This window comes from Pelagibaculum spongiae, assembly GCF_003097315.1.
Taxonomy (GTDB): Bacteria; Pseudomonadota; Gammaproteobacteria; order Enterobacterales; family Pelagibaculaceae; genus Pelagibaculum; species Pelagibaculum spongiae.
In genome coordinates, this window is record NZ_QDDL01000005.1 from 193,612 (window position 1) to 206,911 (window position 13,300).

Here is a 13,300-nt window from a genome sequence, read left to right on the forward strand (position 1 = left end):
TAGCTGTGACGCTAGATGTAAACCTCGGAGAGCGAAGTTATCCTATCCATATCGGAACGGAGCTGCTCAATAATGCTGAGCTAGTTGAATCTTTAGTGATTGATCGGCAAGTGCTGATTATCACTAACGATACAATTGCTCCGTTATATCTGAGGGCGACTGAAAAGTTGCTGTCTAGTGCTGGCACGCTATCTTCATTGATCTTGCCTGATGGTGAGGCGTTTAAAAACCTCACTACCTTAAATCAGGTATTTGACCGTTTGTTGACCCTAGGATACAGCCGTAATTGTATCCTGGTGGCGCTGGGTGGTGGTGTAATTGGTGATATGACCGGTTATGCCGCAGCCAGCTATCAACGCGGTGTCGATTTCATTCAAATCCCTACCACACTATTGGCTCAGGTGGATTCGTCTGTGGGCGGAAAAACTGGCGTCAATCACCCGTTAGGCAAAAACATGATCGGTGCTTTTCATCAGCCTAGGCTGGTATTAGCAGATATGAATAGCCTAAAAACCTTGCCTGATCGTGAATATGCAGCAGGTTTAGCGGAAGTGGTTAAATACGGCATTCTCGGCGATAGCGAATTTTTCAGTTGGCTTGAAGTCAATGCTGAAAAACTGCTTGCCCGGGATCCAGTGCTGTTGGCACAAGCGGTTGAGCGCTGCTGTCAAAATAAAGCAACCATAGTAGCTGAAGATGAAAAGGAGTCTGGTAAACGGGCACTTTTAAATCTGGGGCATACTTTTGGTCATGCGATTGAAGCACATATGGGTTATGGCCGTTGGTTACATGGTGAAGCGGTTTCAGCAGGCATGGTAATGGCTGTCGATCTGGCCCAACGATTGGGCTGGTTAACCGAACAAGATGTAAGCAGGGTACGCCAATTATTATTGGTTATGCAGTTGCCAGTAGAAGGCCCGGCTGAAATGGCAGTCGATGATTATTTGCCAAGAATGGCTGTGGACAAGAAAAATCTAGACGGTCGGTTGCGTCTGATCTTGCCCCGTTCGATTGGTTGTTGTGAGATGGTTAGCACCGTAGACCATCAATTGTTGTGCGAGACTTTGCGCTCCTGTTCGGCCACTCGATAAGTTTTAAAATACTATTTTTTAAATAATAACGAGCTGTCGGATTTTCAACGATAACTTGAACCAGACATCACGGATTTCTGATGAGCAACACTGCACCTGATCTGCAGGCAAAATCTGCACCTTTTCTGCCTTCAGACCAAGTTTCTGAAATGCTTGAGCAAGCTATTTATATGGCGCGCTTTAGCGACCTTCTTTTATTGGTATCCGGTGATTCGGGAAGTGGCCGCACCAGTTTTGCTCGCGAGATCATTCGTCGTGCAGCAGATCTTGATGTGCTGGAACTCGATGCACTGAATATTAATAGCCTGGAACATTTGCAAAATGCGATCTGCCAAAACATTGGCCTTGAGCAAATGCGCTTGCCCGGGGATACGTTAATTCCACTATTTGTGGACCAGCTATTACAAAATCACAGTCGCGCAGCCTCACTGCTGATTGTTGATAATGCTGACCGATTAGATCTTGAAGCCTTAACCTGGCTGGTGAATTTACAAAAACATGCCCGCCAGAAAAAACTCCGACTGCCAATTTTATTTACCGCAGAACCTAATTTTGAACATCGAATGGTGTTATTGGAAGATCAGGTAGCTTCTGGCCAGCAATATACTTTTCACCTTCATTCGATGGATCGTGAAGAAGCGGCCTCTTGGTTAAACCACCCTCTATTACTTCGCGCGCTCCGACGAGATCCTCTCGGTAGCGAACAGATTGATAATATCTGGCAACAGGCCGATGGCCTGCCAGGTAAAATGCTGCAGCTGCTCAATATTGAAATGCTCGAAATCCCCAAGCCAAAATCGGGAAAGACAGGATTTGTTTTTGCGGCTGCGGGTTTACTGGTTGCCTCATTTGGGATTGCCTGGTGGGTTAATGGCGGTACTGATGCCATTTTTGCCAAAGAGCAATTACCTGAGTGGGCTGCCAAATCTCAACCAACAACTCCAAAGTTTGAAGTCAGAGATGAACCTCCAGCAGAGCCGATTCGTTTGGCAGATACCAGCACTATTATTGAGTTGTCGTCAGAAGCTGAAGCTCGGCCAAAATTAGTTGAGTTAGACCGCCAGCCGGTGTTATCGACCGAGCCAGCAGAAAGCGCCCTTGCTGTTGAAGCAGATACTGCGAGTGAAGCTTTGGTAGAACTACCTGTTCAACCTCTCGACGAAAAACCTCAATTAGTAGCTGAAGCTCAACCAGTACTGTCTGAACAACCAACAGTTATTGCAGTTATTGAGCCGTTAGAAACAAAAACTAATACCAAACCACAGCAGCCAGTTATTGAAACTGCTGCGATTGAAGCGCCAGTCGCTGAAGAAATTATTCCTGAGCTGGAATCTGTTGAAATTGATGAAGTTGAAGCGCCACCACTTCAGCTGGTGGATGCCGCAGCTAAGGCAACCAATCAGCCGCTAGTTGTCGAGAATCAGCCAGTCCCAGAAAAACCAGTAGCGGCAAAGCAAACGCAGAAAGTAGCAAAAGCAGTACTAGAAATAGAGGTGGAAGCTGAGCTTTCTGAAGTAGAGCCTGAGGCCAAATCAGCGCCTGCCACCAAGCAGGAAATGACTCGCTGGGCTGAGCAGGAAATGGAAATTCAAGCCAGAGATAGCAAGCACTGGACCATGCAGATTTTAGCCGCATCCAAGCAGAAGATTCTGGACAAAGCGCTTAAAGAATATGGGTTAGCCGATAGTACGAATTACTACCGAGTCATGCGTAACGGCAAGATTGGGTATGTGCTGATCTACGGTAATTTTCCTAGTAAGCAGGCTGCATTTGATGCTGTCTCAGCCTTGCCTAAAGAAGTGCGTAAGTCCAAACCATGGATTCGCCGCTACTCAGTAATTCACAAGTCACTCGGCCAAGTGGAAGTTGATCTGAAATAATCTGACTGGCTATCATGACGATTGCAAAGGCTCGCTACGGCGGGCTTTTTTTTGTGGATGCAACATATATCTGAAGGTGTTTGATACTTTTCGAATCTCTGGGGTATGAACCGGAAGAACCCCAGCCAAAAAATCCTAATAAAAGATGGTTATTAATTACATCTGCAAAAGATGTTTTTTTTGCTGCAATTTCGTCTTAATTAAGAGTAGATTAGGCTCTGAAGCCCAGCCGGGCGGCTGTTTGTGCTATCAAGACATTGATAGTAGAATGAGCGACCATTTTGCCCGGAAAAAATTATCAGTCGATTGAAATGTAACAAAAAAGACTGACTGGGCAGGGTATTCAATCCAGTAGCAGAAAAATGGCCACCTTATGCGTAGTAGCTTGTACAGTCCAGATCTGGATCGGGATAACTGCGGCTTCGGCCTGATTGCACAGATGGATGGTGAGGCGAGTCACCACCTGTTGCAAACCGCCATCGACTCTCTAGCCCGCATGACCCACCGTGGTGGTGTTGCGGCTGACGGAAAGAGTGGCGACGGTTGTGGTCTCCTGATTCAAATGCCGCATGGTTTTATGCGAAACCAAGCAGAGCAAATGGGTATCAACCTCACTGATAGATTCGGTGTTGGTATGGTATTCCTCAGTACCGATTCAGCCAAAGCGTCCGCTGCCAAGGACGTATTGGAACAGAAAATTAGTGAACAAGGGTTAGTCCCTGTTGGCTGGCGTGAAGTGCCAGTTAATCCACAAGCCTGTGGTGATCACGCTAAAACCATTCTTCCGCAAATGGAGCAGGTGTTTATTAATGCACCGGCTGGCATGGACGAAGAAGCCTTCGAACGTCGTTTGTTTGTTGCTCGTAAAAAAGCCGAACAAGCGCTGGTCGATGATTCGGTTTTTTATATCCCGTCGTTTTCATCACGCGTTGTGTCCTACAAGGGCCTCGTGATGCCTGACGATCTGCCGGTGTTTTATCCGGACCTGAATGACGCACAAATGGCGACTGCGATTGCGGTTTTCCACCAGCGTTTTTCTACCAATACGCTTCCTATGTGGCATTTGGCACAACCGTTCCGCTTTTTAGCGCACAACGGCGAAATCAATACCATTGAGGGTAACCGTAACTGGTCGGTGGCACGCGCCAAGAAATTTGTCTCGGCTGAATTGCCTGAGCTGCCAGAACTTCACCCATTGGTGAACCGTACAGGTTCCGATTCTTCTAGCTTGGATAATATGCTGGAAGTGCTGGTTGCTGGCGGTATTGACCTATTCCGTGCACTTCGCATGTTGATTCCACCGGCATGGCAAAACGTTGAAACCATGGAGCCAGATCTTCGGGCTTTCTATGAATTCAATTCCATGCACATGGAACCGTGGGACGGCCCCGCCGGTATTGTTTTAACCGACGGTCGTTATGCAGTGTGTACTCTGGACCGTAACGGTTTGCGTCCATCACGTTATGTGATCACCAAAAACCGCTACATTACTTTGGCTTCTGAAATCGGTGTTTGGGATTACGATCCTGAAGACGTAGTCGCTAAAGGTCGTCTCGGCCCAGGACAGATTCTGGCGGTCGATACCCAGGAAGGAAAACTGTTAACGCGCGATGATATCGATAACGCGTTGGCGAAAAAGCATCCTTATAAGCAATGGCTGCGTCAGCGCTCCATTCGTATCGAAGCACAGCTGGAAGAAACCGGCGTGGCGCTTTCGCAATTAGATGCTGAAGAATTAAAGCAGCACCAGAAAATGTTCCAGCTGACTTTTGAAGAGCTGGATGAAGTGATTCGGGTGCTCGGTGAAAGTGGTCAAGAAGCCACCGGTTCTATGGGTGATGACACCCCGATTGCCGTGTTATCTACGCGAGTTCGCTCGCCTTATGACTATTTCCGCCAAAAGTTTGCACAGGTAACTAATCCACCGATAGATCCATTGCGTGAAGCGATCGTGATGTCGTTGGAAACCTGTATTGGTCAAGAACTGAATGTTTTTGACGAAACCCCCGATCATGCCCACCGAGTGCTGCTCGATTCACCCGTATTAACCCACGGCAAGTTTGCCCAAATTGTTGGCTTGGAAGCTGAAGGTTATGGCGTTGAGCATATCGAACTGCAATATGACGCAGATGGCGACCTGAAACAAGCGGTTGAAAAACTTGCCGATCAGGCGTGTGAAGCGGCTAAAGCCGGTAAGGTTGCAATTGTCCTGAGTGATAGAAATATCCAACCGGGAAAATTACCGATCCATGCTGCATTGGCTACCGGCGCGGTATTCCACCGACTGGTGCGTGAAGGCCTGCGTTGCGATTCCAACATTATTGTTGAAACGGCCACCGCACGTGATTCACACCATTTTGCGGTATTGCTTGGTTATGGTGCGACTGCGGTTTATCCATATCTGGCATTTGAATCACTGACCGAATTGGTAGAACGCCAATCGTTACCGGTGATTCCTGCCCAGGCAATTTTGAATTTCTGCAAAGGCATCGATAAAGGCCTGCGTAAGATTCTTTCGAAAATGGGTATCTCGACCATTGCTTCTTATCGTGGCGCACAATTGTTCGAAGTCGTTGGCCTGTCCGATGAAATTGTCGATTTGTGTTTCACCGGTTCAGTAAGCCGTATTCAGGGTTCTGAGTTCTCTGACTTGCATAAAGATCAGCAAGCACTGGCCAAAACTGCCTGGAACCAACGCAAAAAAATTCAGCAAGGTGGTTTGTTGCGCTACGCCCACGAAGGCGAAGATCACGCATATAACCCCGATGTCGTTCGTCAGCTGCAAGATGCGGTGCAAACCGGCAGTTACGACAGCTACATGACCTATGCTGGCATGGTTAACAACCGCCCTGTTTTGGCGTTGCGTGACCTGTTCAAGTTGAAAGATGCTTCACCAATTTCGATTGATGAAGTCGAAAGCGAAGCTGAGATCCTCAAGCGCTTTGACTCTGCTGGTATGTCTTTAGGTGCCTTGTCGCCTGAAGCACACGAGTCATTGGCAATTGCCATGAACCGACTCGGTGGTCGATCTAACTCCGGTGAAGGTGGCGAAGCAGTTTATCGTTACGGCACCGAGAAGATGTCGAAAATTAAGCAGATTGCTTCTGGTCGATTTGGAGTGACGCCGCATTACTTGGTCAATGCAGAAGTTCTGCAGATCAAAGTCGCCCAAGGTGCCAAGCCAGGTGAAGGCGGACAGCTGCCGGGCCATAAGGTCAACAGCTTAATCGCCGAACTGCGTTATGCAGTTCCCGGTGTCACGCTCATTTCACCACCGCCGCACCATGACATCTATTCAATTGAAGATTTAGCCCAGCTGATTTTCGACTTGAAAGAAGTCAATCCAAAAGCTCAAGTGTCAGTGAAACTGGTTGCAGGCCCAGGCGTGGGTACGATTGCTGCCGGTGTCGCAAAAGCTTATGCAGATTTAATTACCATTTCCGGCCACGACGGCGGTACTGGCGCATCACCACTGACTTCAGTGAAATATGCCGGTACACCTTGGGAATTGGGACTGGTTGAAACCCAACAGGCATTGATCAACTCTGATCTGCGTGACCGGGTAAAAGTACAAACTGACGGCGGTCTAAAGACCGGCCTTGATGTCATCAAAGCGGCAATTTTTGGTGCAGAAAGCTTCGGCTTCGGTACTGGCCCAATGGTCGCATTAGGTTGTAAATACCTGCGGATTTGTCACTTGAATAACTGTGCCACCGGCATCGCGACTCAAAATGACAAGCTGCGTAAAGATCACTTTATCGGCCTGCCAGAAATGGTCATGAACTACTTCAAGTTCATTGCCCGTGAGACCCGCGAGCTTATGGCGCAACTGGGTATTCGCACCATGCAAGAACTGATCGGTCGGACTGATTTGCTGTTATCAGCACCTCAAACCGAGCGTCAGGGCAAGCTGAACCTGCTGCCTTTGCTGGCGCCTTCTGCTGAAGGTAAGCCACGTTCTTGTGCCGTTGAGCGCAATGAACCTTGGGATAAAGCGGTTCTGTCGGCAGAAATGCTGGCCGAGATTTCGCCGGCAATTAAAGCGAAATCAGGTGGCGAATTCAGTTATCAAACGCGCAACGTCGACCGCTCTATCGGTGCCCGTCTTTCGGGTGCGATTGCCACGCTTCACGGCAATAACGGCATGAGCACTGCGCCGATTACCGTTAAATTACGCGGTACTGCAGGCCAGAGTTTTGGTGTTTGGAACGCCGGTGGCTTGAACATGTACCTAGAAGGCGATGCTAACGACTACGTCGGTAAAGGCATGGCTGGTGGTAAATTGGTACTGCGTCATTTCGATGACTCCAGCTTTGAAAAGCACACCACACCGATTATTGGTAACACCTGCCTTTACGGCGCAACCGGCGGCAAGCTCTACGCAGCGGGCACCGCAGGTGAGCGTTTGGCAGTGCGTAACTCGGGCGTGCATGCGGTAGTTGAAGGTGCAGGCGACCACTGTTGTGAATATATGACAGGTGGTTTGGTGACGGTACTCGGTAAAACTGGCCATAACTTTGGTGCCGGCATGACCGGTGGCTTTGCTTATGTGTTGGATATGGACCGGACCTTTGTTGATCTCTACAACCATGAGTTGATCGACATTAACCGGATCAATACCGAAACCACTAAAGCGTATCGTAATCACTTGTTCTCAGTGATCGAAGCGCATGTTGCCGAGACCGGCAGCGAATGGGGCCGTGAAATTGTCGATTATTTCGACGATTACATTGGCAAGTTCTGGCTGGTCAAGCCCAAGGCGGCTGACCTCGGTGGATTATTGCAGTCATTACGTCTGCGTAACGAATAATCCGTGAGGAGCAGTTATGAGTGATCGTTTAAACAACAACTTCCAGTTCCTGGATGTTCAGCGTATCGATCCGGCTAAGGTGCCGGCGCGCGAGCGGGTACTGGAATATAAAGAAATCTACCATGGTTTCGAAACCGACGATGCAGCAGATCAGTCACATCGGTGCCTAGACTGCGGCAACCCTTATTGCAGCTGGAAGTGCCCGGTGCACAACTACATTCCAGATTGGCTGCAACTGGTGTCGGAAGGTCAGATTCATGAAGCGGCTGAACTGTGCCACCAGACCAACACCCTGCCAGAAATTTGCGGCCGGGTTTGTCCGCAAGATCGTCTTTGCGAGGGTGCTTGTACCCTGAATGACGGTTTTGGCGCAGTCACCATTGGTTCGGTTGAAAAATACATCACCGACACCGCCTTTGCCGAAGGCTGGCGTCCGGACATGTCCGGCGTAAAAGCAACCGGCAAAAAGGTAGCGATCATTGGTGCTGGCCCAGCAGGTTTGGGTTGTGCCGATATATTGGTGCGTAACGGTGTTCAGCCGATTGTTTTCGACCGCTACCCAGAAATTGGTGGCCTGCTGACCTTCGGTATTCCGGAATTCAAACTGGAGCAAGGCGTAATTAAACAACGCCGCGAAGTGTTGGAATCAATGGGCATCGAGTTCCGACTCAATACCAACATTGGCACCGACATTCCGTTCCAGCAATTGCTCGACGAATACGATGCCGTATTCCTCGGCATGGGCACTTACAAGTTCATGAAAGGCGGTTTCCCCGGTGAAGATTTAAACGGCGTACACGAAGCACTGCCGTATTTAATCTCTAACGCCAACCGTTGTTTGGAGCTAGAAAAAGACCCAGCTGAATTTGTCAGCATGCAAGGCAAAAAGGTCGTAGTTTTAGGTGGTGGTGACACCGCGATGGACTGTAACCGTACCGCGATTCGTCAAGGTGCCCAGCGCGTTACTTGTGCCTATCGCCGTGATGAAACCAACATGCCTGGTTCGCGCCGTGAAGTAACCAACGCCAAAGAAGAAGGCGTAGTGTTCCAGTACAACCGCCAGCCGGTTGAATTGGTCGGTAACAATGATGGTCATGTGACCGGCGTTAAAGTGGTCACCACCCAAATGGGTGAGCCAGACGCCAGTGGTCGCCGTCGTCCTGAGCCGATTGAAGGTTCTGAAGAAGTGATTGCAGCAGATGCCGTAATCATTGCCTTCGGTTTCCAGCCTTCACCGGCACCATGGTTTGCTGACTTCGGTATTGAACTCGACCAGTGGGACCGGGTAAAAGCGCCTGAAAAAGCCGAATTTGGCTTTCAGACTTCAAACCCTAAAGTGTTCGCTGGTGGCGACATGGTCCGTGGTTCTGACCTGGTAGTTACCGCTATCTGGGAAGGCCGCCAAGCCGCAGAAGGAATATTGGATTATTTGGAAGTTTAGGCTTCTCGATAACCCATTGTTGTGTTGAGCCAAAGGTAAACCACAACAAATAAAAACCGCCGTTACTGAAAAGTAACGGCGGTTTTTTTATGGGGTTCATCACAGCAATGATATGGATTCTGGCTTCTCGGCTTTGGCATCCTGCGTCGCCCATGCACTTCCTACTCGGAATGACGGGCTCGGAGTTTGCTGCTGAAAATTTCATTAAAACAAATACTTTTTAGATAAGTGGCATCGACCCTTGATCTACCTTGATTTATAGTCTTCAGTCTAAAGGTGAAGAGCATTATCTTTGCTAAACCTGATTAGGGTGGTTTTTTTGCAGATCCAGTTTCGCACCAACAAACTTGAAAAGTGCTATTTAAAGCACCAACAAGCGATTAAGGCGTTTGGTGATCAGGTGGCTAAAAAGTACATCCAGCGAATTAACACCATCAAAGCAACTACTAGTATTGAAGACTTGATGAAACTACCCGGGCTGCGTTGCCATCCATTAAAAGGTGATAGAAAAGGTCAGTATGCGGTTAACCTGACTGGTTTTTATCGACTGATATTTACCATGGAAGGCAATACCCTGAAGATTGCAATGATTGAAGAAGTGAGCAAGCACTATGATGACTGAACAGCAAGCCATGTCTGATTTGGCTATTCCTCCAGGAGAGTATCTTCTGGAAGTGCTTGAAGATATGGAAATTAATCAGGCTGAATTGGCGCGCCGAATGGGGCGGCCAGCACAAACAATTAACGAAATTCTGAAAGGTGATAAAGCAATCACTCCTGAAACTGCGTTACAGCTGGAGCAGGTTTTAGGTGTCCCCGCCTATTTTTGGAGCAACCTTGAGTCTGAGTATCGTTTGGTCTTGGCAAAAGAGGCCGCCTTTCAACAAGCGCAAACGGAAACAGAAATTGCTACGGCCTATCCCTATAATGAAATTGCCAAGCTAGGTCTGGTCGAAAAAACTCGAGTAGCTGTGGAAAAGGTTAACCAGCTGAAGAAATTCTTTGGTGTGTCGTCTCTTTTAAACATTGAATCAGTCAAGGAATATCAACCAGCTTTCAGGCAACACGAGAATGCCAATACCAGCAATACTGCACTGGCTGCATGGCTACGTGCCGGTCATACGCTGGCATCACAAATAAAAACTAGCCCATTTAATAAATCATCACTTTTAAATGCGCTGCCTGATATTCGTGCCTTAAGTTTGGAAACTCAGCCGGAAAAGTTGTTATTAGCGTTGAGACAACACCTTGCTAGCTGTGGTGTTGCATTAGTTGTGATTCCGCATTTCACTAAAACATACACCACCGGTGCTACCTATTGGGTTGGTAAGCAGAAAGCAGTCATTATGATGTCGTTGCGTGGTGGCTGGACAGATATTTTCTGGTTCAGTCTGTTTCATGAGATTGCACATATTTTACTGCACGATAAACGTACAACCTTCCTCGAAGCAGATGCTCAGAATCCTCAATATCGTAAACAAGAAGAACAAGCTGATCAGTTTGCTCAGACTACGTTAATCCCACAGGATCAGTATGACGCGTTTGTTGTAGAATCTGATTTCAGTGAGTCAGCCATTATTCAGTTTGCCCAGAATATCGGCATCTTTGCAGGAATAGTTACCGGTCGTTTGCAGCATGACAAGCATTTGACATACAACAAAAATCACCATCGAATTCGGTTTAGATGGGAATAAGTTTAGTTATTGGGTCATGGTTCTGACCTAGTAGTTACCGCTATCTGGGAAGGCCGACAAGCCGCAGAAGGTATTTTGGATTATTTGGAAGTTTAGGCTTTTATATAACCAGTAAAAACCCCGCCATCGCTTAGCGATGGCGGGGTTTTTTATTGCTGGGAGCGCGGGCGGCTCGCCTGCAAAGCGCTTAAGCGCATTCTTATCCCGGTGTTTGAAATAGTGAAGCGAAAAAATAATTTTCAGCTCTGAATTCTACTTCCGCTGTTTCAGGTTTCGATAAACTTCATTCTTATTGCGCTTACCAACCGCCAGTACATAAACAACAACTTCATCATCGAGCACTTCATAAGCCAATCGATAACCGTCCGTTCTTAGCTTGATCTTGTAAACATTGTCATAGCCGCGTAATCGGGCAGAGGGAACATGGGGGGTTTGCTAGCCTTTCTTCTAAACGGCTTTTGAACTGACTTTGAATCGAACGATCCAATTTGCTCCATTCCTTTAGCGCCTTGGCTCCACACTAGAAAAAAGCTATTTGAGCTTATAAGTCATCTAACGACAGGTTTTCTAGGGGAGCGATCGCCAGTTCTTTTTCTTGTCGTCGCTCAGCAACAATCTTCGCTAACTCCTGATCGTCCAAAGCATCCATCATCCATTCGTAGGTTTCAGCTGGAACCAGATAAGCCGCGGGTTTGTTGTGGTTCAGAATCACAATTGGAGCGCCATTGGCTTCGCTTAACAGTGCCGAAGGGTTCTTCTTCAGTTCCGAGATATTTGCCGAACAATCTGACACAACTTTTCCAGAACAGAGCCCAAAATGATAGTTAAAAACAGGTGTGTACTAGGAGATTTCAAGTTGGTGACAAGGTGAGTTGTTCAATGGCATAGTGCTGCCTATGATGAAAGAAAATTTATCTAGGGAATGGCTTATGTCAGATATAGAAGTTACCGTTATTTATACTTTGTATGTGTTAACGAATAGCTATTTTACATACTTGCTACTTCGCTGGAAGTGCCAAGAACCAAAGTCAATTGATAGCAAAATAATAATGTTCATAATAAATTATGTTTTTATAGGGGCTTTAATTGTTGCACCTCTTCTTATGAAAAAGCCGCCTCGAAAAAATAAACCAATGACTGCTTGGGAGTCTGTGCAAAGCAGCAATTATTATGAAAGAGGAAGAATATGGTTTTGGCAAGATTGAAATGAAACTGGGTTAAATTAATCCCCCACAATTTATTTTGTTATACAAATTAGCTATCCTGAAAAAAAAGATGTCCCAATGACCGGGAATTTGTCTCATCGTTAGCCACCCGGATTATCGATATTAAAGATAAAGAAGTGGTTAATTTCGACGGCACGCTGGATGAATATCTGGCGCATAGTGCAGAAATTAAAAAAGCTGCCTGATTAAATGTGCTTTCTTAATTACCTCGACTTTAGAGTTTCAGAATGATTAATAGACAAACATCCTTGACATTTATGCGGAAAAATTTTTGCCGCGCATTGATTACTTTTTTTATTTTTTAGGGTGATCAATGCGCGGCCTTCAGAAGGAAATCCCCATCTCTTTCTGGAGGCCGCATGCCCCGCTTGCATCATTCGATACCTGCCGAACTCTTTCAGTGGATCACATTTTTAACGCGGGCGATACCGCTTCGATCCATTCCTACTTTTATTGAATTATTAATAGGTTGCATGTTGACCAACAATGGGTTTGTCTGCGAAGTCTGGCACACTTTGTCATTACAAAACCATTGGACGAGTTATTACAAATGGCTACAGCAAGGTAAGTGGTCCTGGATCCAACTAGGGCTTCAATTGTTACGATTGGTTGTCCATTTTTTATCGCCTGCTTCGGTTATTTATCTTGAGCTAGATGATTCATTGATTTATCGAAAATCCAAAAAAGCGCCTGCAGCAAGTTTGTATCACCAGCATGGTAATAAAGCCAATCGCCCTAAATATGCATGGGGACAATATATTGTCACTATGGCCGTATCGGTAGTGCGTGATAATGGGGATATTACAGCGATTCCATTTTTATCTCGCCTCATTTCCAAGACAGGTAACGGTACTAAAATTAGTGCAGCGAAAGCATTGATTCGAGTGATTCAACCTGTTTTACCTGCCGCTAAAATACGATTGCTGGTAGATAGTTGGTATATGAAAAGCAGCTTGGTCACCGCTGCAATGGCGAAAGACTGGCATGTGATAGGGCAAGCGCGAAGAGATTTACGCCTCTATAGAAAGCCTGAGAAATGCTTAAAAAAACCTGTTGGCCGTCCCAGAAAATATGGTGAGCAATTAACGCGAATACGGCAAGAACAGCTGCCAAGGCGGGTAAAAACCTGGGAAGTCACAAAAGGCTCGCTTTGCTAGT

General features: G+C 46.9%; 10 protein-coding genes. 8 read left to right on the forward strand and 2 right to left on the reverse strand.

Annotation, left to right across the window (positions count from 1 at the left end; all coding sequences use genetic code 11):
- Positions 1-5: 5 nt before the first annotated feature.
- The 6 genes from aroB (at position 6) to DC094_RS13380 (ending at position 10,916) form a co-directional block, all read left to right on the forward strand.
- On the forward strand, positions 6-1,091 hold the full coding sequence (gene aroB / locus DC094_RS13355; protein WP_116687607.1) for a 3-dehydroquinate synthase: 1,086 nt from the start codon (positions 6-8) through the stop codon (positions 1,089-1,091).
- 80 nt (positions 1,092-1,171) lie between these two features.
- Positions 1,172-2,971, forward strand: a complete 1,800-nt coding sequence (locus tag DC094_RS13360; protein ID WP_116687608.1) for an AAA family ATPase — start codon at positions 1,172-1,174, stop codon at positions 2,969-2,971.
- A 373-nt stretch (positions 2,972-3,344) separates the two neighbouring features.
- Positions 3,345-7,781, forward strand: a complete 4,437-nt coding sequence (gltB, locus tag DC094_RS13365) for a glutamate synthase large subunit (RefSeq protein ID WP_116687609.1) — start codon at positions 3,345-3,347, stop codon at positions 7,779-7,781.
- Positions 7,782-7,797: 16 nt separating this feature from the next.
- Positions 7,798-9,222, forward strand: a complete 1,425-nt coding sequence (locus tag DC094_RS13370; RefSeq protein WP_116687610.1) for an FAD-dependent oxidoreductase — start codon at positions 7,798-7,800, stop codon at positions 9,220-9,222.
- A 319-nt stretch (positions 9,223-9,541) separates the two neighbouring features.
- On the forward strand, positions 9,542-9,844 hold the full coding sequence (locus DC094_RS13375) for a type II toxin-antitoxin system RelE/ParE family toxin (protein WP_116687768.1): 303 nt from the start codon (positions 9,542-9,544) through the stop codon (positions 9,842-9,844).
- Positions 9,834-10,916, forward strand: coding sequence for a HigA family addiction module antitoxin (locus DC094_RS13380; RefSeq protein WP_116687611.1), 1,083 nt, complete (start codon positions 9,834-9,836; stop codon positions 10,914-10,916). Before DC094_RS13375 ends, DC094_RS13380 begins: the two co-directional genes overlap by 11 nt.
- 252 nt (positions 10,917-11,168) lie before the next feature.
- Here DC094_RS13380 and DC094_RS23010 read toward each other — a convergent pair whose 3' ends face one another.
- A complete protein-coding gene (locus tag DC094_RS23010) occupies positions 11,169-11,297 on the reverse strand; it encodes a type II toxin-antitoxin system RelE family toxin (RefSeq protein ID WP_439650633.1) in 129 nt (42 codons plus the stop codon).
- Positions 11,298-11,457: 160 nt separating this feature from the next.
- Positions 11,458-11,709, reverse strand: a complete 252-nt coding sequence (locus tag DC094_RS13390) for a type II toxin-antitoxin system Phd/YefM family antitoxin (protein WP_116687612.1) — start codon at positions 11,707-11,709, stop codon at positions 11,458-11,460.
- 136 nt (positions 11,710-11,845) lie between these two features.
- Between DC094_RS13390 and DC094_RS13395 the strand changes: the two genes are divergently transcribed.
- Positions 11,846-12,121, forward strand: a complete 276-nt coding sequence (locus DC094_RS13395) for a hypothetical protein (protein ID WP_133245551.1) — start codon at positions 11,846-11,848, stop codon at positions 12,119-12,121.
- A gap of 380 nt (positions 12,122-12,501) precedes the next feature.
- Positions 12,502-13,299, forward strand: coding sequence for an IS701 family transposase (locus DC094_RS13400; RefSeq protein WP_116687614.1), 798 nt, complete (start codon positions 12,502-12,504; stop codon positions 13,297-13,299).
- The last annotated feature ends 1 nt before the right edge of the window (position 13,300 follow it).